Raw genomic sequence first — 21,143 nt, 5'->3', positions numbered from 1 at the left:
ATCACATATTAGCTCTAGGGTCAAGTTGTAACGTGATTAAAGGGGGATAACTGATGATAAAAAAAACAAAAGTGTTACATATGTGCTTTCTAAAACACATAGTGAAAGTATTAAGATAAGAGTATATCATTCTAAATTGTTTGATGTTTGGGAACGTTTACTTTAAAGTCTATCTAGTATTATGTTAGGGATAAAAACGCATGAAAAAAACTTTATTATCATTGATAACGGCAGCGACAATTGTGTTCGGCAGTATGGCAAGTCAAGTTAATGCAGAAGAAAACCAAAGCTATAAATTAATTACGGTTTCTACATATTTAAATTTTTATTTAATGAATTTAAATGCTTGTGAAGATTTCCACCCAAGTACACGAGCAGAAGCCTACAAAGCGGAAGGTACTTTGTATCCTTATTTCGCGAAGCTAGACGCTAAAGTAGCCAAACTAAACATCGATAAAGATGATAAAAAGGCTATCCAAAATACAGTATCTGATCGTCGTAACAAGCTTGATAAACAAATTGCCGACGGCGAGTTTACGCTAGAGCATTGTAATGCGGTTATCGGAATCGTAAATGAAGGTTTAGACGATACTTTGTTAGCGACAATTAAATAATCTATTTATTGACGTTAATATCTGAATAAAGAAAAGGGCTTTTTAGCCCTTTTTTGTTTGGTGTGAAATTTTAAAATGGTTAGATCTAAATTAACCAATTAACCAATTAACCAATTAACCAATTAACTAACCAACTAACCAACTAACCAACTAACCAACTAACCAACTAACCAACTAACCAACTAACCAACCAACCAACCAACCAACCAACCAACCAACCAACTAACCAACCAACTAACCAACTAACCAACTAACCAACTAACCAACTAACCAACTACCCAACTACCAACTAACAAATCGTTTTATAAATTGCTTAAGTTGTTGAGCAACCAGTTGTAACGCTTCAATATTGCTTGTTGTTCGTATCCATCTTTTTTATGCCAATTTTTGTAAACCATAGCTTGCCTTGGGTTATTGCCAAACTTGCCTTCATGTTTGTTCATAAAGCCCCAATATAAACTGTTATATGGGCAAGACGTGTCACCTACCTTTTCTTTAACGTCATAGTGGCAAGACTTACAATAATCACTCATTTTGTTTATGTAATTGCCGCTTGACGCATAGGCTTTGGAGGCTAGTAAACCACCGTCGGCAAACTGACTCATGCCTCTTGTGTTAGGTAACTCTACCCACTCAATAGCATCAATATAAATACCTAAGTACCAGTCATCTACTTCATCAGGGTTAATACCGGTAAGCAAGGTAAAGTTACCTGTAACCATTAAACGCTGAATATGATGGGCATAAGCGTAATTAAGGCTTTGTGTTATTGCATGGTGCATGCAATTCATTTTGGTTTCACCTGTCCAAAAATAATCTGGTAGCGTACCTTTAGCGTTGAGTTGATTTTGAGTTTTATAGCTAGGCATATTTATCCAATATATTCCTCGGACAAACTCACGCCAGCCTAATATTTGACGGATAAAACCTTCTATTTGCTCAATTGAAATATTGTCATTATTTCGATAAGTTTTTATCGCTTGATCAATAACGTATGCTGGCGAAATCATTTTTGCATTTAATGCAAACGAAACTCGAGAATGGTATAGGCTCCAAAGTGATGACTTCGACTTATTGCTATCATGAGTCATAGAATCTTGAAAATACCCAAAGTTGCATAAACATTGATCTAAGAAAAATTGCAAAAGCTCTTTGGCTTGCGACCTTGATGTTGGCCATAGTAATCGGTCTGTACCAACACCTATGGTTTTTACGCCGTGCTTTTCTATTCGTTTATTGATGTCTGTTACGTCATTTGAGAACAGAAGGGGTTGTGGCACCTGTTTAATTTCGTCTGGTTTCATTTTGTTGCGATTGGCGCCGTCGTAATTCCATTTTCCTCCTGCAGGTTGACCAGCCTCATCAAGCAGTATTCCAAACTGAACCCGAAGTTTTCTGTAAAAGGCTTCCATTCGATGAGCGGTATCGGGTTTAAAGTATTTGTTTATGTTTGTATGCTCGATAAAAAAATGTTCTGTTGAATCAACCGTCACATTTAAGTTTTTATCTTCATTGAGCACTTCAAGTTGAGCCGAAAGTCTATATTCGTCAGGTTGCTGATATTCAAAATTGCTTATTTTATGTTTCGAAATTAAATGCTCAATTAGTTCCACTAAGGTATAGCCAACAGTATCATCTAAGGTTAAGTGCAATACCCGATGACCTGATTTTTTTAGAGCTTGAGCAAAACACTCCATACTTTTAAAAAACGCCTGCGTTTTCTGAATATGATGGTTAGCGTAGCTTTGCTCTTGGTGAAGCTCTGCGATTAAATAGAGTGTGCTTTCATTTTTATTTTTATACCAACTGTGATTTGCGTTCAGCTGATCGCCTAAAATTAACCGTAGCTTTGAATATGACGTCACGTTTAAGGCTCCTCATTAACTATTGGCCAATCAACATAGTCAACACTGTCTAGTGGCAACGTTGTAGCGCTAGAAATCCATTTATTAATATAGGACATGTTTGGGTCGTATAAATTTTGCTGCTTCTCGATATTAAATTTACGCTTCCCTCTAGGATCGCAGCCTACACCCGCTAAGTATTGCCAGTTTCCCCAATTAGAAGCAACGTCATGGTCAATTAATTGTGACTGGAAATAAGCGGCTCCATAACGCCAATCTATGTTTAGCTCATTTACAAAGTAGCTTGCGGTTAGTTGCCTCGCCCGGTTACTTATATAACCCGTTGTTTTTAATTGATTCATTATAGCGTTTATAAAGTGAGAGGGTGTTGCACCGTCAATCCATTTGCGAAACCGTTCTGGATAAAAGCTTGATAGGGGTTTTTGTTGTGTGATCCCTGAAAAGTGGAATAGTTTTTCATTGTATTTTGCGGCATACCAATGAAAATACTCACGCCACAATAACTCAAACTTAATCCAGTATGTAGACTCATTACTGCCGTTTTTTAACTCGTACTTTACAATCTCTCGCCAAATTTGTTTAGGAGATATGTTGCCTAAACACAAAGCAGCACTGAACTTGGTTGATGCTGTCCAATTGTCTAAAAAGTTTCTCGTTGTTTTATATACACTAGGCGAAGTGAGAGAAAAGTAATTGTTCATATGGTGCACCGCTAAACCTTCACCACCACTAAATTCGATCTTAAGCTTGTTTGCGGTGTCTAACGCATAGCTAAAAGCAGGCGTTTGGTTCAGTGATAAATAAGACTCTTCGAAGTTGGCCAGCAATTGCATGGCGCAATTAGTTTTGTGAGATAACTCAGGTAGCTTTTGATAGTGAGTAAATAACTCATCGAGAGGTAAAGCTTCAACAACTTTTCGAAAGCGAGTGAAGGTTGCTGGTAAGTCATTTATTGCAAATGGTAATGTAGCTTTGTTGAATAACGACGTTTGGAAGTCGTTGTGAACCGTTAAGCCTTCAATTTCGGCATTACGGTATAATTCACGTTCGTAACTGCCTGTTGGCGAAGAGTAGCCTAAGCAAGTGACATTATATTTTTTAATTAGGTTACCAAGGTTAGCACTTTTGTTACCAATGCAAATGTCTAATAAAATACCTTTGTTGGCTAAGACTTGTCCTAGCTCTTTTAGAGATTCACAAATTAGTTTTAATTTAGCAGGACTGATTAACGCAGACTGAAAATTCTTGGGTTTTAAATCTTCTGGATCAAAAAGGTAGGCGCATTGAAGTTCTCCATGCCCGCTATCGTTGATTTCTTTTATAAATTGAGAGAGGACAGGTAAATAGCTCGTCCGTAAGTCGTTGTCGAATATATATAGATAATTAGAGGCCATGAGTCATTTTTAATAATGAATAATAGCCTCATTACGAATAATCTGAACTTTTAGTTTAATTTACCTGCAGGATAAGCATCTCAGATAGGTAATCAACACACTTCAATTGCAGGTTTAAAAGCTGCCTTATTTGTCAGACTTTTCAATGTTTGGTTTGATAACTGACTCTTCGTTATTGGGTTTTATGTTACCTTCAAACTGAGCTTTCTCTTGTTCTTTTAATTCTTTGATTTTAGGCAAAGCTAAGCCCATCTCTCTGCCTCTGAAGCGGGCAAAATAGGTGTTACCTATAAAAGCAGCAGTGAGTAAAATCAGCTCGATAACGATAAATAGTTTATTACCTTCAAACGTCCATATTGCTGTGAGGCCATGAAGGTAGCACCACATAATGACAAAGTTACTCCATGCAAAGGTATATGGATTACCTTGATAAATACCTTTAACGGCAAAAAGTAATGGCACCCAAAATAATACTAACGTTATATAAGATAAAGAATTACCAGCAGTATCAAGCAAGGTAAATAAAATAGGATAATAAATTACTAATCCAAAGAAACCAAAGGAACCTAACCTTTGTAGTTTCTTTACAAAAGTTGCCATCGGTGCGGTTTGAAAGTCTGTAGCTGTTGCGTTGTGTTTTTGCATTTTATTTAACTATGTCGCCTGGTTAGTATTCATTAATTTTGCGGTGTTTGCTAAACGTATCCCTAATGCTATAGCAATACGTTTTTCAGATTCGCTTAGTTCATTAGATAACGACAAGCCTGAAACATGGCTGGCTCCATAGGGCGTGCCACCAGAGTCGGTTTTATGCAACTCAGGCTCTGAGTATGGTACCCCTAATAGCATCATCCCATGGTGTAATAAGGGTAAGCTCATGCTTAGTAAAGTACTTTCGTTGCCACCATGTAAACTTGAGCTAGAGGTAAATACTGCGGCTGGTTTGTCAATTAGCTCTCCGCTTATCCAATGATTAGACGTGGATTCCCAAAACTTTTTTAACGAACTCGACATCATCCCGAAATGACAGGGACTACCCATTGCAAGTCCAATACAGTTTTTAACATCGTCGGTATCTACTGCAGGATAATCTGAGCAATGATCATCACTGTCAATAACCGTTCGGATACGAGCTTCGACTCCTGTTTGTTCAATACCTTTGGCTATTGATTTCGCAAGATTCAAAACAGATCCATGTCTGGAATAGAAAAGAACTAAAACAAATGGCTGAGACATTAAAGAATACTCAATACGTTTTCTGGAGGTCGTCCAATAGCTGCTTTATTTCCGTTAATCACGATAGGTCGTTCTATTAATTTTGGGGTAGATGCTAGAATCGATAGCAACTCAGAGTCGGATAAACTCTTATTATCAGCGCCTACTTCTTTATACTCAGATTCTTTGGTACGAATAATATCTCTTATATCTACGCCAAGCATTTTAATAATGTTAGAAAGTTCAGCAGATGTAGGGGGCGTTTTTAGGTATTCAACAATATTTGGCTCCACATCATTCGACTTTAGTAACTCTAATGTTTGTCGGCTTTTTGAGCATCTTGGATTGTGGAAAATAGTAACGGTCATTAAATGGTTCCTTTAATGTCTTTTATATATTGCTGGCGTTCTCGGTACTGGTACTTTAACGCTTGAATTCGGCTTACTTCGGCTTTATCAGTTTTACCCATCATTGCTAACGCTCTATCTAAAAATGTAATAGCTTCGTTGTAGCGAGCCATGAGTGCGTATAACTCACCTTTAGTGATATTGTATTTTGCCATATTTTTAGCGTCTTTGTATGCATCAACTAACATTTGAGTGGCTAATAAATCGTTTGGCTTTTTTAATAAGAAATACTCTAATAGCTCAATCGCTTTGTCATATTGCTTAGCATCTAATGCGACGTTGGCGTAATTTAATGTTACCACGTAGTTGTTAGGCTTGTTTTTATAAGCCTTTGCTAAGGCATCAAGCGCAACTTCAGGTGTCTCCGCAGCTATAGCAAGGTCAGAGTAGGTATCTAAAAGGAATAAGTTGCCAGGTGCGTATTCGTTAAGTTTTTCCCATATTTCAAATGCTTTATCAATTTTCTTATTATCTACTAGGGTAAGGAGTAACTGGTACTGAAGCGCAAACCGTTTATTACCACTCGTCTTTTTTATTCTATCTACTAAATTTGTTGTGTCTGAGTTATCAGCTTGGCTTTTTACATATCTTGCATCTATACGAGCTTTTACTAATAAGAAATCAAGTGAGTCGGTATAGAACTTTTTTTCATATTGCTGAGCACGAAGTCTTGCATCGGTAACACGCGTATCAGGAAGAGGATGGGTAATTAAAAATGCAGGAATGTCACTTTTGTAGCGCACTTGTTCTTGTAGTTTTGTGAAAAATTCAGCAGCTGCATATGGGTCGTAACCAGAATTAGCCAGTATATTCATGCCAATTCTATCTGCCTCTTGCTCGTTACCTCTTGTATAATTGATCATGGCTTGCTGCGTACCCGCAGTTGTTGCCATCATAGAAGCCATAACTAATTGAGGGCTAACGGCGGCTAAAATGATAGAGCCTACAATTCCCGCTAGTGTTAAAGGAGCTCTATTTGATGCCGCTTCTTTGCTTCTTGCAAGGTGTCGTTGTGTTACGTGAGCAATTTCATGAGCTATTACTGAAGCGAGTTGGCTTTCATTTTCAGACTTTGCAATGAGGCCAGTATGTATCCCAATATAACCACCATAAAAAGCAAAGGCATTTATTTGACTGTTGTTAACACCAAAAAAAGTGAATGGGAAATTTACATCATTTGACTTCGCCACTAATCTATTTCCCAGATCATTAATATATTCAATAATAATAGGATCCTGCAAAATAGCGGTTTGGCCTCTCAATTGGTCAAAAATGATGTTGCCTAGTTGCTTCTCCTTTTCTATCGATAATGTACTTAAAGCCGATGCGCCTAGATCGGGCAATTCATTGTCTACGGTCATAGAGTGTGCCGAAGCGGAAAAAATAAAAATGGCGGCGGCTGATATAGAACTAAACTTAGCTTTAACTACCTTTTGAAAAGAGAACTGCATAAGGCGTTGTTTTATCCTTTTTTTTGGTTTTCGATAATAATATCTTCCGGTGTGTCGTCGGGGCTTAGGCTTTGCTTTTTAAAACCTTGATCAATGCTTAAACCACGTATTTCGTGTACATCTACTTCATTCTCTAACATTGAAATCATTCGATTTACCACGTTATGTGCATGAACTATTAAAGCCATGTCTGCGTCATCACCATTTACCAGCGTAAAGGCAATAAACTTATGCAGTTCTGGAATTCTAACGAGTACTTTCATCTGAGATGGATCCCATCGACGAAAGTCTAATTTAGGATCATTTTCTCTAAACTCATCAATTAATACACTTTTGACGTATGGAAATGCTAAAAGTTCATACCCAGTTTTATTAAACACATGATACAAACAAATTTTAGGACGTCTTATCGGCTCAAGTGCGTGCTCTGCCATTGTCCTATCTGCATTGACAGGTATACCTAATTTTTCATAATTCCAGTTTTTCCGATCAACGATTTTTTTGAATGCATTGTCAAAACCATAATGTATAAACCCTTCGGCATCGGCTATGGATTTACCGACGAGTTGAAAAAAAGCTGGAATTTCGCCCCAGTTTATTTTTTTCTTAAATGCATTTATGTCTTTGATCTCGGCTTCATCTGGTAAGCCGTATTTATCTGGATATAAGCCCATAATTCTCTTTTTCAATAGGTTTACTGCATTAACACAATCTTAGGTGTAGACTACCCAAAATAGAGCAAATTGCCAAAAGGCTCCAATTTTGAATTCTGTGTATCAGTTTGATGCTAGAGGACTAACTTGTCCACTGGCTTTTGTACTAGTTAAACAACAATTGCTAAAAAAAAGCACAAAATCATTTATTTTGGATGATGACATTACTTTAAAAAACTTTGTTAGTTACTTAAAGTCCGAAAATATAAGCTTTGAACAATCCGTTCAAGGTTCGGATTTTAACGTTGAGATATTGGATTAAAATAATATAGGTTGGATAGCCAATTATGTTCGAAGTGATAAGACAGTGGTACAGAAAAAACTTTTCAGACCCAAACGCAGTAACCTTAGCTATGGTAGTCATGCTAGGGATGTTAGCCTTTTTTTGGTTTGGGAAATTACTCACTCCTGTTCTAGTAGCTGTCGTATTTGCGTTTTTATTGGAATGGCCAGTAAAGCGTGTATCACGACTAGGTTTCAGTAGAAATATCAGCACAACAATTGTCATTACCGCATTTGTTGGTGCACTCACCACGCTTATAGTTAAAGTTATTCCTGTCATTTGGCAACAAAGCATCAGTCTTGTAAAAGAGCTGCCAGAGATGATGAATGATTTAAAAAAATTCATCCAAGAGATACCAGAAAAATACCCTAATATTGATCCTATGTTAGTAGAAAAGGTCATGGGCAATGTGGACAATCGTTTTGTTACCTTTCTTGAAGAGCTGCTACAAGGTGTTATGACATCAGTAACAGATCTAGTAGCTCTATTAATATACTTAATACTGGTACCACTAATGGTGTTTTTTATGCTGAAAGACAAGGTATCACTTTATGCTGGCTTCGACCGGTTGTTGCCTACAGAGCGAACCTTGATCACACAAGTATCAACTGAAATGAACCAACAAATTATTAATTATATCCGAGGCAAGTTATTTGAAATACTTGTGGTTGGTGTTTCTACATATATCGCGTTTGTCATTATGGACTTGCGTTATGCTGCTGTTTTGGGGTTACTGGTTGGCTTATCGGTGCTCATTCCATATATAGGGGCTGCAGTAGTGACAATCCCCGTTATAGGTGTTGCTTTATTTCAGTTTGGATTAAGCCCTGATTTTTATTACGTTATGATTGCCTACGGCATTATTCAAGCGCTAGATGGTAACTTGCTGGTGCCATTATTGTTTTCAGAAGCGGTAGACTTAAACCCTGTTTATATCATCGTTGCAGTTTTATTTTTTGGCGGGTTATGGGGTTTTTGGGGCGTGTTTTTTGCGATACCTTTGGCGTCACTAGTTAAAGCACTAATCAATGCATGGTCTGTTAAAGAGCTACCACAGAGTAACGACGTTAGCACAGAAGAAGTAAATTGCAGTAAGTAGGTTCACCGTCATAGATAGTTTAAATTATTGAAAATAAAAATTAGTATAAAAAAAGCCCAATATAAATATTGGGTTTTTTTGCATTTTAATGCCTCGTCTAAATAACGTTGACACTTTTTAATAAATATATTGCAGAGAGTTATGAATTCAAAAACTAAGTGACAGATAAATCGGATTTAAATATGGCACTCAGGTTTTTATATTCAGCTATTATTTTTCTGCTAAAACATCAAGTACGGCTTGGTGATGATCTTTAGTCTTGAACTTATTAAAGAAATGTTTGATTTCACCGTCTTGCCCAATTAAGAAAGATAGACGATGAATGCCGTCGTACTCTTTACCCATAAACTTCTTTAAGCCCCAAACACCAAAGTCGTCGGCAACTTTATGGTCTTCGTCAGACAAAAGAGGAAAATTCAATTCATCTCTTTCGGTAAATTTTGTTAATCGTTTCACAGCGTCTGGACTAATACCTACAGCAACCGTGTTATATTTTTCAAGATCTGCTTTTACATCACGCAAGTTTTGCGCTTGTACTGTACAACCTGGTGTCATTGCTTTTGGATAAAAGTAAACCAGCACTTGGCTTGTTTTAAGCGTTTCCGCTAAATCGAATAATTCACCGTTTTGGTCATTAAGTTTAAACATTGGCGCTTTATCGCCTGCTTTTAATGTGTTCATTAGACTACTCCTTTAATTAACTTCAATGGTAATTGGACTAATTGTACAGCTCATCTCATAAGAGCTACAAAGTGAAACAAATTCACTTTCTATACTGTTCACTGTTTGTTCCGTTGGCATTAAGCACTCAATTTGTGCTGACTGCCATTTGTTACCTTGTCGTATCTCTGTACCTGACTTCAAACTTGTAATATCGATACCTTGCTTTGCTAAATACGAAGTAAACACCTTAATGGTTCCTGCTTTATCAGGCCCATCTATGGAAATTAAATAGTGATTGTTTAAATCGTCAGCCAAGTGACGCTTTTGCGTTCGTTTCATCATAGTGAGCAAAGATAAACTCATTGCTAAAGGCGGTAACTGAGTTTCTAGTTGAAGTAGATCGACATGCTCACCTTCGAGTAACATGATTATAGAAAACTCATTGGCAAATATCGCCATTTTGCTGTCAACCACATTGCAGCCACACTGATAGACTAGCCCGGCGAGTTCACTAACGAGGCCGGTTTTGTTCTCTCCAATAGCTGTGATTACGAGGTATTGTGGAGCTGTATTTATGGTGGTCATAGGCAATTGTAAAGCGCTTCTATTTTCAAAATGGTCAAGTAGTCTACCATAAGGGAATAAAAACGCATTATTGGCAAATATCTTACTTGTTTATTGGTACGTGCCTAAGTAACATACCTTGCTAAATATACGGAGGAATTATGAGTTTAAAGGCAAAATTTCAGGGCAGCTTTGTCGCCTTAATTACACCAATGTTGAACAATGGTGAAGTAGATTTTGATAGTCTAACTAATTTGATTGAGTGGCATATTGCTTCTAAGACCGACGGACTTGTAATACTTGGAACAACAGCAGAATCAGCAACATTAAATGAAGCTGAGAAAATGCAGGTTTTAACTCATAGTATTGACGTTAACGATGGGCGTCTTCCTATTATTGTTGGTAATGGTTCAAATTCCACAGCTGCAACAATAGAAACGACTCAAAAATATGATCACTTAGAAATTGATGGTTTTCTTACAGTAACACCATATTATAACAAGCCTAGTCAAAGAGGCATGATTCAGCATTTTAAAGCGATTGCAGAAGCGTCTTCTAAACCTATCATTTTGTATAATGTTCCAGGCCGCACTAATGTTGATTTAAGCAATCAGTCGGTAATGGAGCTAATGGCGGTAGAAAATATTGTTGGCATTAAAGACGCTACTGGCGATTTAAGTAGAGTTAGAGTACTAAAACAAGCAAACCCAGACTTCATATTGTTTAGCGGTGACGATGTAACGTCAAAAGATTTTTTACACCTTGGTGGTGATGGTGCTATTTCTGTTACTGCAAATATTAGACCTGGGCAACTGCGTGAAATGGTTCAATATGCATTGGCAGGTGAGCAACAAAATGCAAACGATATTGACAAGAAACTAGTAGCATTGCATAACGACCTATTTATTGAGCCTAATCCAGTGCCAGTAAAATGGGCGTTGATGTTAGAAAACAAAATTAGTTCTGACTTTGTTCGATTACCTTTAGTTACGATGGAACCAAATCATCATAACATTATCAAACAAGCTTTAGAGCAAAGTAAATAATAATAAGATGGAGAAGTGCGTGAAATATCTTAAACCGGCTATATTGGTTACCTTAGTATCGTTAACCACAGGCTGTACATCGGTTAAGAATTGGCTAACAGATACGCCAAATGTCAAGAATACAAAGCAAAGCACAGACACACTTGTTGTGCCAGAAAGCCTAAATGCACCGGCTAAAAGTACTGAGTTTTATTTAGCTAACAATAGTAAAACTGCAAAAAATTCTGAAGTAATTACCTCACCATCAAGCGTATTGGAAATATTTCAGGGGAGTTGGGTAAACTCAGATGATAGCCATCCATACAAAATTATGTTGGAAAAGCCTCAACAAGTAGACGACTTTTCTCCATTTATTGAACAAGGCGTAAATGGTTTAATTAATAGTCGCGGCTATAACCTTCTTAATAGTGGTGATAGCCATCGCATTGAAGTTATAAAAACGGTGGAAGTTGGGTTTTGGTTTTGGACTCGCGAAGTAGAAACTGAGCGTTTCGTTTTTGATCTGACTTATAATGTTCAACCTCACGGCAGAAGCGGAGAAGCTTTTGTAACGCCAGTTAAACTTGAAATGTTAAGCAAGACACATGCTCCAAAGTTCAGCAAAGAGTATCGAACTCAGCAGTTAGCTATAGAAATGTTAAATCAATTCTCGTTAGAACTAGATTACCAATATCGAGTTGTAGTGCAAAAACAGCGTGTATTAACTGACGTATCTTTAGTATTGGGAACTAACCCAGCTGGCGATAGTGTTATTACATCACAACGAGATATATTGTTTGTCTTTAAGAAGTTAGAAGATGTACTAGAAGATCTTGGCTTTAATATCGAAGAAGAAGACAAAAAGCTATTTTTATATACCTTGACGTATGATAAGAATGACAAGTCTATTTGGGGTTCAGCGTTTGGCTCAGAGTACCAAAACCAATTATCTTTAGATGCTGGTGAATACGAGGCTGTATTGGTTACGACTATTGATGGTGTCTATATTCAGTTTACCGATAAAGAAGGTAAACCGTTACCACAGAGTCAAGTTCAAGAAATCTACAATCTAATTATTAAGGTTGTGAAAGAAGAAGAGATTGAGTTGTAATTGCTTTAAAGCATAACGCAAGTCAGTATTAAAATAGCGCCGCTTTCATTAGCGGCGTTGTTGTGTTTAGTTATTAGAATAAAAATAGTTTGAAGGGATAAAATGCCAGCATTAAATCGGATAATTCTTATAAATACCCATATGACCGGAGTGGTAGAACTAAATCTAAACGGTCATACGAATATCTGTGGTACAAACGCGTCGGGTAAAACAACGTTGCAGCGTCTTATTCCTGTTTTTTATGGTGAATACCCGAGTCGTGTAGTACCCGCTACCCGTGATTCGTTTGAACGTTGGTATTTGCCACAATCTAATAGTTACATAATTTACGAATACCTTAGAGGTGAGCAAGATTCAGATGTTTGCCAGGTGGTGTTAACTTCGTCAGGTAAAGGTGTTGACTATAGATTGATCAATAAAGCCTTTGAATTAACCGATTATTTAAGCGCGGGCATGTTGGAAGGTCAGCACGCTGCAAATCCTGTTGAGTTAGTTCGAACTATCAAACGTGATGGTATTTTGTGTAGTCGTAAATTAAACACCAAAGAGTTTAAAGCTATTATCCAAAACGACAGGTCAATTCTTGCCTCACATAGAGATTTACCAGGTTACGCTCGTCTTTTTAGTTTATGTGATGGCTCGAACAATTTACGACACATAGAGAAGTTAGCAAAGGCAGTCCATAGTAAAGAAGGAAAAATGGAAACCATTAAAGCAATGGTTGCCGCGATTTTAGAAGAAGATGGTGTAACACCTGGCGAAACAAAACTTAGCCCGACCAAAGTGGATGAATGGATTAGAGAGTGTAAGCTGATCAAAGGCTTTGAAGAGATCCGACCGGATTTTACAAAGCTAGAGGCTTCTTATACAGATTATAATCAAATCTTAATCAGGCTCGCTGAATTAAAGCATCAAATCTCTATTGACCAAACGGTATTAAGCTCCAATAAATCGGAATTAGAGGGCGCGATTTTACAAAATAAAATGGACGCTCAACAGTTAGAGTCGCAATGGTCTGAACAAAGAGACACACTAAATCAAAGCTTATCTGCGGCCAAATCCGATGTAGAGATTTATACCTCTAAACTAGATGAAGTAGAGTCGGTTTATGACACATGGCAAGATAAAGAAATTGAAACCCATAAAGACAACCTAGAAAAGCTGCCACGTTGGAATAGTGAGCTTAGTAGCGCAGAGTCCAGGCTTTCGTTATTAACGGAACAACATCAAGATGTTGAAGGTCGATACAATAAACAACTCTTGGAGATACGAGAGCAACACGCTGACGAGTTAGAAGCATACAAAGAACAAAAAGAGTCTTTGAAGGATTTACGCACAGAAAAAGTTCAACAGCAAAATCAACAGCTAACGAGCTTGGAATCTAAATTTAAAGGCGAGATTAGTCAGCTTAATAGTGACTTTAAAGAACAAAAAGTTGAGATAGACCTAGAGATAACTAAATTAACAACACTTGCGAACAATGTGGGTTTCACTCAACAAGAGCAGCAGCAAATTGAGTTGTTAGAGCAAACAATTAATGAAGCAACAGAGTTAGAAGACCTTGCAAGAGAGAAACACAAGCAAGTGAATGATGAGTTAGCTAAGCTTAAGTCAGAACGTCATCAACAAGATTTAGTACTCCAAGCAGCAAGACAAGAAGTAGCACAACAACAAACCTCTTTAAATGAATTAAATTCGGTTATATTTCCAGGCGAAGGCACTCTATTAGAGTTTTTAAGATCAGAAAAGCCAGGCTGGCAACAAAGCATAGGTAAAGTTATTAACCCTGCTTTATTACGACGAAAGGATATGCAACCTTCATTAGTGGAAGATGAAAATAGTTTGTTTGGGTTAAATATTGACGCTGACAATATAGAGTTGCCATCTGAGTGTGCTAATGAATCTGACTTACAAACAAAACTTCATGATTTAGAACTTGCGATAAAAGAATCGTTGGAAGCTCAGCACAAAGAAGAAACATCATTAGCAGAGCTTAACAATGCGCTGAGAGCAGCAGAAGTTAATCTAGCTAAAGTTCAGTCTGATGTTAATAACGCCCTACAAAATAGAAAACGTGCTGTTGCGGATAAGTCGGCATCTACGCAAGCATTTCAAATTGCTCAAAAAGAACGAAAGCAGCATTATCAAAAGCAAATATCATCGTTAAAGTCGAACCTACAGAGCTTGCAGCTTAAACAAGATGAAGCGTTAGAAGATGTTGCTGATCAACAACGTGACGCCGAAATGGAACTCAAGACTCATTGGCAAAACCTTGTTAATGATATTGAACAACAGTTAGCACAAGTTGAAAGCCATATTACGCAATGCCAGGTGTCATTAAAAACGGAGCTTAAGCAGCTAGAGAAGTGGCAGAAAGATGAATTAAATAATCGTGGCGTTGATGTTGATGACATAGGTGACTTAAAACGAAAAATTAAAACGTTAAAAGCCGATATTACCGAAACAGAAAAACAACGTAATCAAGTGTTGGAATTTAATGTTTGGTATCAAACTAACTACGTAAAACAAAAAGTGACGTGGCAACAGCAATTGTCTGATGCTCGTCAGTTAGAAAGCCAATCTAAACGAGACTTAGACAAAGCGCTAAACACATACAAGCAAACAGCGAGCAGCATTAAGACAACACAAAATGAAGCGGAAAAGTCTCTTAAACATTTATTAGAGCAAGAGTATCAAGCTCAGTCAGTTTTAGCTCAAATGAGAAAGCTTAAGCTCACAGACAGTGTGCCTCAGTTGGAAAACGGCAGTATTTCACAACGCCTAAACGAAGCTACTAGCCTAATGGCGCAAAGAGAAGAGCAACTAAGTGCAATCAAACACTATGTAGAAAGTTTTGATCAAAAGATTGCGGCGCAAAGCGGCACCGGATTTTATGATGCTTGGGAGCGTAGTCGCGAACTATGCAGTGTTATTGATGAAGAAGGCGTTCGTCACGTTGATCCTGTTAAGCTAGTTCCTGAACTCGATCAGCTTATAAATGGACTTATTCCACAAAAGTTGAACAGTATTAGAGAGCAGGGACGTATCTTTGGCTTAGCGCTTTCTGAGTACTACAAAATTCTTAAAGATATTGAAAAGCACATTGGTTTGCAAAGCGAACGCATTAGTAAAGAAGTTGATGAAGAATTGTTTTTAGATGGTGTCTCTGACTCAGCGGTTAAAATTCGCTCAAAAATTGATGAGTTGGAGTTTTGGCCTGATCTTCAACGCTTTAGTGAGTTGTATGGTAAGTGGATTGAAGCCGGAGCTCATGAATTACCAACGGACGAGTATGCCGCTAGCATGCGACGTGTGATTGATATATTAGGTAAAGCGGCGCTTGCTGGTGGAATTAGTAAGTTACTCGATATTGAGCTTCATATTAAAGAAAGTGGCCGAGACCTTATTATAAGAACTGACCGTCAATTAAATGAATCCTCGAGTCATGGAATGGCATATCTTATTTTATGTAAGTTTTTGTTGGCATTTACGAGATTGTTAAGAGGGCCTTCAAGTGCGATTATCCACTGGCCAATTGATGAGTTAGGCACTTTACATCAAAGCAATATCAAGAAAATATTTGATGCTTGCCAAAATAACCAAATACATGTTGTTGGGGCGTTTCCTAATCCTGAATCAGAAGTATTAAGTTTATTTAAAAACCGATACTTAATAGATAAGCAGAAAAAACAACTTCAAGTAGTAGAGCCTAAAGTGAGCCCTATATCTGAGCGTATAAAAGCAAAAATGAAAAGTGAATCTTCAAACGAGGTATCGGCATGATTAGTCAAAAAGGAATTGTGTTAGAAAAATTACTATCTGGACACTTCATTTGCGAAACTACCGATGAAGATAGTTATCGCTTTTTAAAAACGTCTGCTGGTCGAATGGAAGTAGAAGCACATCTTGCTGTACTTAATAGGCAACTAACGCATGCGGCTGAGGAACAAGTTTTTTTCGCGTCGTATCAGACTATTGGTGAAACTGAGAGAGTTAAACTTGGTAAACAGTTTGAAGATGTATCTAATCATTTATTGCCATTAATTGAATGGTTGTTGTTAGTTCAAGAAAGCTTAAACAACGACTTAAGTTTATCTCAAGGCATGAACCTACGATTAAATGAGTTACAAACAGTCATTGAAGATACGCCAGCTTATGCTGAACAGCTAAATAAAATATCTCGTTATGCACTCTTTGGCTCTAAAGCTGCAGAGCTTGATGCTCAACTAAAGTTAGTATTTAAGCGTTTAGTTGAGCTTGGTTATTTAATTAAACCAAACCAAGATAAACAGATTTATACCGTTACTGGAAAAATAGACTATCTATTCGATGTTCTTAAGTTTATTGATGAAACGGAACAACTGTCATTAGCTAAAAAGGCTGAAGATGCCATGTCTCAGTCAGATTTGATTTAGTGGAAGTTTAAGATGAATTACAATCTTAAAAAAGCAGGCTCATCGCTTCTTAATGCACTTAGTAATCATTCTGAGTTAGTCATGGAGGCGTACTTTTCTGGCAGCATTAACGAAGCCGACTGCACGCCTAAAGTCATCAATAACCTGTTAGACCTAAAAGTTATTTGGCGACCTGAAAATGAACGTCAGTTACGTTTAAGGCCTGCGCTTAGAACGTTATTAGAAGAAAGCTTACAGGACGAAAATAATAGACAAATTGATGCCAATATTGGCAGTAGTTTAGTGTCAATTAAAACCCAAGCTGAGCATTACAAAGAAGCATTAAACGCAGGACGCTTTAAAGAAGCGGAATCTATGCTGTCTGATGTTACTGAGCGTGTGTATAGCTTGACGGATATGTTAGCCACTAATGTACGTTTGTTATGGTCGCGTATTAGCAATGAATTTGGTTATGTTGCCACTGTTGATGCCAAAATCAGAGAGAATGAACTGGCTCAGTCTCAAGTATCAGAATTGCTAAACCAATTGAGCATGTTCCAGTTTGACCAACTTAGTGATATTTCTGGTTCACATCGTGAGCTACGACATTTGTTGGTAGTTACTCTACAAAGTAGCTTTGCACATTGTACGCAAGAGCTCAGCCTAGCTCAGGCTAAACTTATTGATTTGTTAGGTCGCTTCAGAGAGTTTAAAGGCCGCACACGACTACTCAAGGGTTTTGTATTGCACCTAGAACAAAATCCTAGCTTTGCGCCTCAAAATTATTCGACTTTGAGTAATGTGCCTGCGTTGTTTAATGTTGCGGAAAATACCATTGCCGCCGCAGCCATTGATGTAAACAATGTAGAACAAGAGCAGTCGTTACTAGAAGTAATGAGCAACATAAAACATGTGAACAGGCAAAGAGATACTCGAACCAATTTGAATAATGCATCACCTCTAACGATGCAAGATGAAAACGCAATAGAGTTACAAGAGAGTCTACTGAAAAGTGAAGTGGACGCATTCTTTTGTGCAGTGATTGATTCTGGCACAAATCAAACGGCATTAGATTATTATAAAACTGAGAACTTAGACTTTGACCCTGAGGTTTGGCTTTATCAGGTTATTGGTGGCTTTCACGGTTTGCCAGAACAAGATAAAAGTTACTTTGCATTAGAAACTCGAGGCGTTCCGGATCCGGTATTCTCAGGTAATTTTGTTATTACAGATATTGAAATAGGGCTACAGTAAACTAGCCCTGTTTTTTTATTAATTCTTCTACAATAAGTTTCAATAAAAAGGTTTCTCTTTCAATAGACATGCCTTTTTTTTCACTATGCGCAATCGTATTTTCATTGTGCTTTATTGCGTCGTGAATATTCACCCATTGTGGTTTCATACCATTTTGAATTTCGTGAGCTTCAAATTGCGGCTCAAGTAAATCCCCGTCTATGTCACATGTAAAACAATAAGATTCCATATGTACTACATCAAAGTCAGGCTTGTACCAAGGTCTGTATTCGCGATATAGGCCAAATTCTTTTACGTTCGAAATGGCTTGTGCGCCAGTTTCCTCTTTTAGCTCTCGAATAAGCCCATCAAGGTGGCTTTCATTTTCATCTATGCCACCGCCAGGTAAGCTAAAGTCGTCGTAGCGCTGAGTGTAAAGCAGTAAAATATTATTGTTATTAACCACAATAGCTCGAGTTGCTTTTCTAGTAAAAGTAGAGCCATTTAAGTCTGTAACTTGAGGGTGGGTTGCTAACTTTAATAAACGCACAATACACTTCTTTATATTAAAAAGCGGGCATTGTAACAGCTTATTAAAGTTAGGCTAATTGTTGGGTCGTTAAATAGAGTTAAGTCGCGTTAAAAGAAACCCTAGGCTCGGCACCTTTTTTATAGTCAATAGTTGGTGAGCAACCAAGAATACGTTTCGATTCAACATTTCCTTCATTTACCAAATAAGCCTTTATCTTTTCGGCTCTCGCTTGGTTTAAATCCATTAACTCTTGTACTTGCGTAGCGGTAATTGATTTTTGAGTAACAACATCCTGGCTTTCTATCTGTTCGGCACTTGTAGTTAAATCAGCGACAACGCCTATAGGGCACACTTTAATACTGGTTGTATCGTGTTTTTTTAATACTAAGCTAAGTTGAGACAATCGTTCAGTTTGGGTTTCGGTTAATTCCGAGTTTTTAGCCGTTAATGCTAGATCATTAAACCTAAGCTTTAATACATGTTTGCTGGCCGACAACGCAAAGTTAACAACGTTGGCATATGGCACAAAGGTATTAATAAGGTAGTCTTTAGCGGCTGACATTGTTGCTCTTTGCACTATGAGTGACAGAAAACCAGTAAAACCAACAGAAGGGTTATTTAAATCACCGTCGAAAGGTACGTTCAAATCAACATTGCCATCACCATCTTTTAGCATGCTCAGAGCGTAATTAAAGGAAATCGCACCACCACTAAAGCCACTTTCCTCACCTTGATTAGAAATAGCTGTTAAGTCGACTGAACGCATTAATAAATCGGCTTCTCCGTCTATTTTGTTACCAATGACTTTGGCGTTTACTTCACTGTCTAACTGCCCGGTATTTATATGATAACCCAGTGCAGAACTTACATATGGAGACAAAGATGCTAAATCCATTTCATCTAGAAGCACCTTAATAGTGTGTGTTGGTTGTTCGATAAATAACTGACTTTGATTCGAAATATTAATTTTGGCGTAAGTGTTGTTCGTCGCCGCTAAATCAAAAGTGGTAACAAGTTGAGGCTGTGTGCTGTCAATGTCAGCTAAACGGAATTTTTGCACTTCTATTAGAGAGCGAAAGTTAGGTTCCACACTTAAATCAAGTGTATTTAATTTAAATGGTCCTGCATTTACCAATTCAACAAGTTTGATATCCATTTTCTTTGAAGTAGCGTCGTCGTCATTCAAAGTTGTTTGTTCTGGTAGGGCTTCACTTGGTAAATCAGCGGCGGCAAGAACAGCCTTATTAGCACTTTTTTGATTGGCTTTATTGTTTGCTATTTCCGCAACTTGTTTACTATTGTTTTGTGAACTTTCTTGATTGGTAGCCGAATTTTCGTCATCAACAGTTGGTTTTGGTAAAACTAGGTTGGCTATAGACTTGTCTTTGTTTACAACCACGTTAGTTACTAATGAACCAATCTCAATTTTTTCTATAGACGAGAGTTGATTTGTAAAAGAACCATTGGTGATACTAAGAGATTCTAAGTCTAAAAGGGCAGGTAGAGTTTCCTCTTTATTTGGCATGGCTTGAGAGTCAACTAGCTGAATGTCGGAAAATGCCACATCATATTCAAGAACGGCTCCGGTCATGTTTATTTCGGATGCGACGTTATTTAACGCTAGTTTTTCAAAGGTAAACATTTTGTGTTCAGAGCCTATAGTGGACACATTTAGGCCTTCTATAAATGAATTTAACAGCAAATCACTTTTTACGCCGCCATCTGTAGACGCATTAACGTCCGTTAAATTGGTTTGCCACGCTTTAAAGCTAAGTGCAATATCTTGAACACCTGATTTTACATTGGTTTGTTGTAATTTTAATAAGAGCGACTCTGTTTGAAACTGGAGGTTGGCAATGTCGTTTTTATCAAAAATAATATCTGGCGCAGTTTCTAAGAACAAGTTAGTGCTTAATGATAGTGTGCTATCGAGATCTTCTAATTTATATTGCAGGCTTGTATCGAACAAAAATGAAAGCGCAGTTGGTTGGTAGAGTTCACCTAATTGCAAGTCTAGTTTTTCTATTGTTAATGACTCAATAGCGATGTCATGCTCCTGCTTTACAACTTTTGCATTCACATTTAAATCTTTAAAAACAATGCTTCCAATTTGGACTTGATTTATAAATGGCTCGCTCTTTTCAGCAGGCTGGTTGTTCTCTGTATCCTTAGCTTCAATATTTTTGTTTTTAGAGTCCAAGTTAGCGATAGACCAACCTCCAATCATAAGTGCTTGGTCCGCTTGCTGATCTACACTTAGATTAAGACCAGAGAATTCAAATTTATTTATCAAAAGTGTTTTACTAAACAGAGGTAGCAGATCAAAATTAACAATAAGCGACTTAAAGGAAACTAACTCTTCGGAATTTTGATACATCAGTGCTGCATCAGAAATCGTCAGTTCACTTATAAATGGGTCGTAGCTTAATTGGAAGTTATCTTGCAGAGTTAACTGTTGTTCTAGGAAGGTTTCTTTCACTGCCCATTTTGCTAAATAAGAAGAAAGAGATAAAAGACCGATAATTAAACTAGCGGTAATTGAAACTAATATTAAAGCAATGATTCTCTTCATTTTTACTC

Annotated in this window: 19 protein-coding genes; 8 read left to right on the top strand and 11 right to left on the bottom strand. The window is 37.4% G+C overall.

All coding sequences use genetic code 11. The annotated features are described in order from the left end of the window. The first annotated feature begins 200 nt into the window (after positions 1-200). Positions 201-614 carry a hypothetical protein gene (locus ABD009_RS01750; protein WP_343822312.1) on the top strand — a complete coding sequence of 138 codons (414 nt, stop codon included), beginning with the start codon at positions 201-203 and terminating at the stop codon, positions 612-614. A gap of 302 nt (positions 615-916) precedes the next feature. Here the strand turns inward: ABD009_RS01750 and ABD009_RS01745 are convergent, their stop codons facing one another. The 7 genes from ABD009_RS01745 to ABD009_RS01715 all read right to left on the bottom strand — a co-directional run bounded on the left by ABD009_RS01745 (position 917) and on the right by ABD009_RS01715 (position 7,620). Continuing rightward, entirely contained in the window at positions 917-2,479 is a 1,563-nt protein-coding gene (locus tag ABD009_RS01745) for a cryptochrome/photolyase family protein (RefSeq protein WP_343822311.1), read from the bottom strand. 2 nt (positions 2,480-2,481) lie between these two features. Further along, positions 2,482-3,873 (bottom strand): DASH family cryptochrome, encoded by a 1,392-nt coding sequence (locus ABD009_RS01740; RefSeq protein WP_343822310.1) that lies wholly within the window; start codon positions 3,871-3,873, stop codon positions 2,482-2,484. Between the two features lie 126 nt (positions 3,874-3,999). Further along, entirely contained in the window at positions 4,000-4,518 is a 519-nt protein-coding gene (locus tag ABD009_RS01735; RefSeq protein WP_343822309.1) for a DUF2069 domain-containing protein, read from the bottom strand. Between the two features lie 9 nt (positions 4,519-4,527). Next, on the bottom strand, positions 4,528-5,109 hold the full coding sequence (locus ABD009_RS01730) for an NAD(P)H-dependent oxidoreductase (protein WP_343822308.1): 582 nt from the start codon (positions 5,107-5,109) through the stop codon (positions 4,528-4,530). Next, positions 5,109-5,456, bottom strand: coding sequence for an arsenate reductase (glutaredoxin) (gene arsC / locus ABD009_RS01725; RefSeq protein ID WP_343822307.1), 348 nt, complete (start codon positions 5,454-5,456; stop codon positions 5,109-5,111). Before arsC ends, ABD009_RS01730 begins: the two co-directional genes overlap by 1 nt. Next, positions 5,456-6,946 (bottom strand): beta-barrel assembly-enhancing protease, encoded by a 1,491-nt coding sequence (gene bepA, locus ABD009_RS01720; protein WP_343822306.1) that lies wholly within the window; start codon positions 6,944-6,946, stop codon positions 5,456-5,458. Before bepA ends, arsC begins: the two co-directional genes overlap by 1 nt. An 11-nt stretch (positions 6,947-6,957) precedes the next feature. Continuing rightward, the gene (locus ABD009_RS01715; protein WP_343822305.1) at positions 6,958-7,620 is read right to left on the bottom strand and encodes a hypothetical protein; all 663 of its coding nucleotides are present in this window, start codon (positions 7,618-7,620) and stop codon (positions 6,958-6,960) included. 88 nt (positions 7,621-7,708) lie between these two features. On the opposite strand from ABD009_RS01715, the gene ABD009_RS01710 reads away from it, so the two are divergent. Continuing rightward, a complete protein-coding gene (locus ABD009_RS01710) occupies positions 7,709-7,921 on the top strand; it encodes a sulfurtransferase TusA family protein (RefSeq protein ID WP_486374857.1) in 213 nt (70 codons plus the stop codon). 25 nt (positions 7,922-7,946) lie between these two features. Then, positions 7,947-9,041, top strand: coding sequence for an AI-2E family transporter (locus ABD009_RS01705; protein ID WP_343822304.1), 1,095 nt, complete (start codon positions 7,947-7,949; stop codon positions 9,039-9,041). Between the two features lie 210 nt (positions 9,042-9,251). On the opposite strand, the gene bcp is transcribed toward ABD009_RS01705, so the two are convergent. Both bcp and ABD009_RS01695 read right to left on the bottom strand, forming a co-directional pair. Continuing rightward, entirely contained in the window at positions 9,252-9,722 is a 471-nt protein-coding gene (gene bcp, locus ABD009_RS01700; protein ID WP_343822303.1) for a thioredoxin-dependent thiol peroxidase, read from the bottom strand. A 12-nt stretch (positions 9,723-9,734) separates the two neighbouring features. Beyond that, a complete protein-coding gene (locus ABD009_RS01695; protein WP_343822302.1) occupies positions 9,735-10,289 on the bottom strand; it encodes a glycine cleavage system transcriptional repressor in 555 nt (184 codons plus the stop codon). 140 nt (positions 10,290-10,429) lie between these two features. Between ABD009_RS01695 and dapA the strand changes: the two genes are divergently transcribed. From dapA to ABD009_RS01670, 5 genes are all read left to right on the top strand, one after another. Then, positions 10,430-11,314, top strand: a complete 885-nt coding sequence (dapA, locus tag ABD009_RS01690; RefSeq protein WP_343822301.1) for a 4-hydroxy-tetrahydrodipicolinate synthase — start codon at positions 10,430-10,432, stop codon at positions 11,312-11,314. Positions 11,315-11,333: 19 nt separating this feature from the next. Next, on the top strand, positions 11,334-12,404 hold the full coding sequence (gene bamC, locus ABD009_RS01685; RefSeq protein WP_343822300.1) for an NlpB/DapX family lipoprotein: 1,071 nt from the start codon (positions 11,334-11,336) through the stop codon (positions 12,402-12,404). Positions 12,405-12,506: 102 nt separating this feature from the next. Beyond that, a complete protein-coding gene (locus ABD009_RS01680) occupies positions 12,507-16,187 on the top strand; it encodes an ATP-binding protein (RefSeq protein WP_343822299.1) in 3,681 nt (1,226 codons plus the stop codon). Next, positions 16,184-16,819 carry a condensin complex protein MksE gene (locus ABD009_RS01675; RefSeq protein WP_343822298.1) on the top strand — a complete coding sequence of 212 codons (636 nt, stop codon included), beginning with the start codon at positions 16,184-16,186 and terminating at the stop codon, positions 16,817-16,819. The genes ABD009_RS01680 and ABD009_RS01675 overlap by 4 nt, the downstream gene beginning before the upstream one ends. A 12-nt stretch (positions 16,820-16,831) precedes the next feature. Continuing rightward, a complete protein-coding gene (locus ABD009_RS01670; protein WP_343822297.1) occupies positions 16,832-18,052 on the top strand; it encodes a phosphoenolpyruvate carboxylase in 1,221 nt (406 codons plus the stop codon). 1 nt (position 18,053) lies between these two features. On the opposite strand, the gene ABD009_RS01665 is transcribed toward ABD009_RS01670, so the two are convergent. After that, a complete protein-coding gene (locus ABD009_RS01665; RefSeq protein ID WP_343822296.1) occupies positions 18,054-18,581 on the bottom strand; it encodes an NUDIX hydrolase in 528 nt (175 codons plus the stop codon). 79 nt (positions 18,582-18,660) lie between these two features. After that, positions 18,661-21,135, bottom strand: coding sequence for a DUF748 domain-containing protein (locus ABD009_RS01660; protein ID WP_343822295.1), 2,475 nt, complete (start codon positions 21,133-21,135; stop codon positions 18,661-18,663). Between the last annotated feature and the right edge of the window lie 8 nt (positions 21,136-21,143).

It is taken from the genome of Psychrosphaera haliotis (genome assembly GCF_039523615.1).
Lineage (GTDB): Bacteria > Pseudomonadota > Gammaproteobacteria > Enterobacterales > Alteromonadaceae > Psychrosphaera > Psychrosphaera haliotis.
The sequence above is the reverse complement of the archived record's forward strand: the minus strand, read 5'-3'. Positions and strand labels throughout refer to the sequence as shown.

Excerpts from the sequence above, each read along its gene's own strand:
- ABD009_RS01730 (WP_343822308.1), bottom strand. The coding sequence starts at position 5,109 with ATGTCTCAGCCATTTGTTTTAGTTCTTTTCTATTCCAGACATGGATCT.
- ABD009_RS01715 (WP_343822305.1), bottom strand. The coding sequence starts at position 7,620 with ATGGGCTTATATCCAGATAAATACGGCTTACCAGATGAAGCCGAGATC.
- ABD009_RS01705 (WP_343822304.1), top strand. The coding sequence starts at position 7,947 with ATGTTCGAAGTGATAAGACAGTGGTACAGAAAAAACTTTTCAGACCCA.
- ABD009_RS01680 (WP_343822299.1), top strand. The coding sequence starts at position 12,507 with ATGCCAGCATTAAATCGGATAATTCTTATAAATACCCATATGACCGGA.
- ABD009_RS01740 (WP_343822310.1), bottom strand. The coding sequence starts at position 3,873 with ATGGCCTCTAATTATCTATATATATTCGACAACGACTTACGGACGAGC.
- ABD009_RS01695 (WP_343822302.1), bottom strand. The coding sequence starts at position 10,289 with ATGACCACCATAAATACAGCTCCACAATACCTCGTAATCACAGCTATT.
- ABD009_RS01670 (WP_343822297.1), top strand. The coding sequence starts at position 16,832 with ATGAATTACAATCTTAAAAAAGCAGGCTCATCGCTTCTTAATGCACTT.
- ABD009_RS01735 (WP_343822309.1), bottom strand. The coding sequence starts at position 4,518 with ATGCAAAAACACAACGCAACAGCTACAGACTTTCAAACCGCACCGATG.
- bcp (WP_343822303.1), bottom strand. The coding sequence starts at position 9,722 with ATGAACACATTAAAAGCAGGCGATAAAGCGCCAATGTTTAAACTTAAT.
- bepA (WP_343822306.1), bottom strand. The coding sequence starts at position 6,946 with ATGCAGTTCTCTTTTCAAAAGGTAGTTAAAGCTAAGTTTAGTTCTATA.
- ABD009_RS01675 (WP_343822298.1), top strand. The coding sequence starts at position 16,184 with ATGATTAGTCAAAAAGGAATTGTGTTAGAAAAATTACTATCTGGACAC.
- ABD009_RS01660 (WP_343822295.1), bottom strand. The coding sequence starts at position 21,135 with ATGAAGAGAATCATTGCTTTAATATTAGTTTCAATTACCGCTAGTTTA.
- arsC (WP_343822307.1), bottom strand. The coding sequence starts at position 5,456 with ATGACCGTTACTATTTTCCACAATCCAAGATGCTCAAAAAGCCGACAA.
- ABD009_RS01750 (WP_343822312.1), top strand. The coding sequence starts at position 201 with ATGAAAAAAACTTTATTATCATTGATAACGGCAGCGACAATTGTGTTC.
- dapA (WP_343822301.1), top strand. The coding sequence starts at position 10,430 with ATGAGTTTAAAGGCAAAATTTCAGGGCAGCTTTGTCGCCTTAATTACA.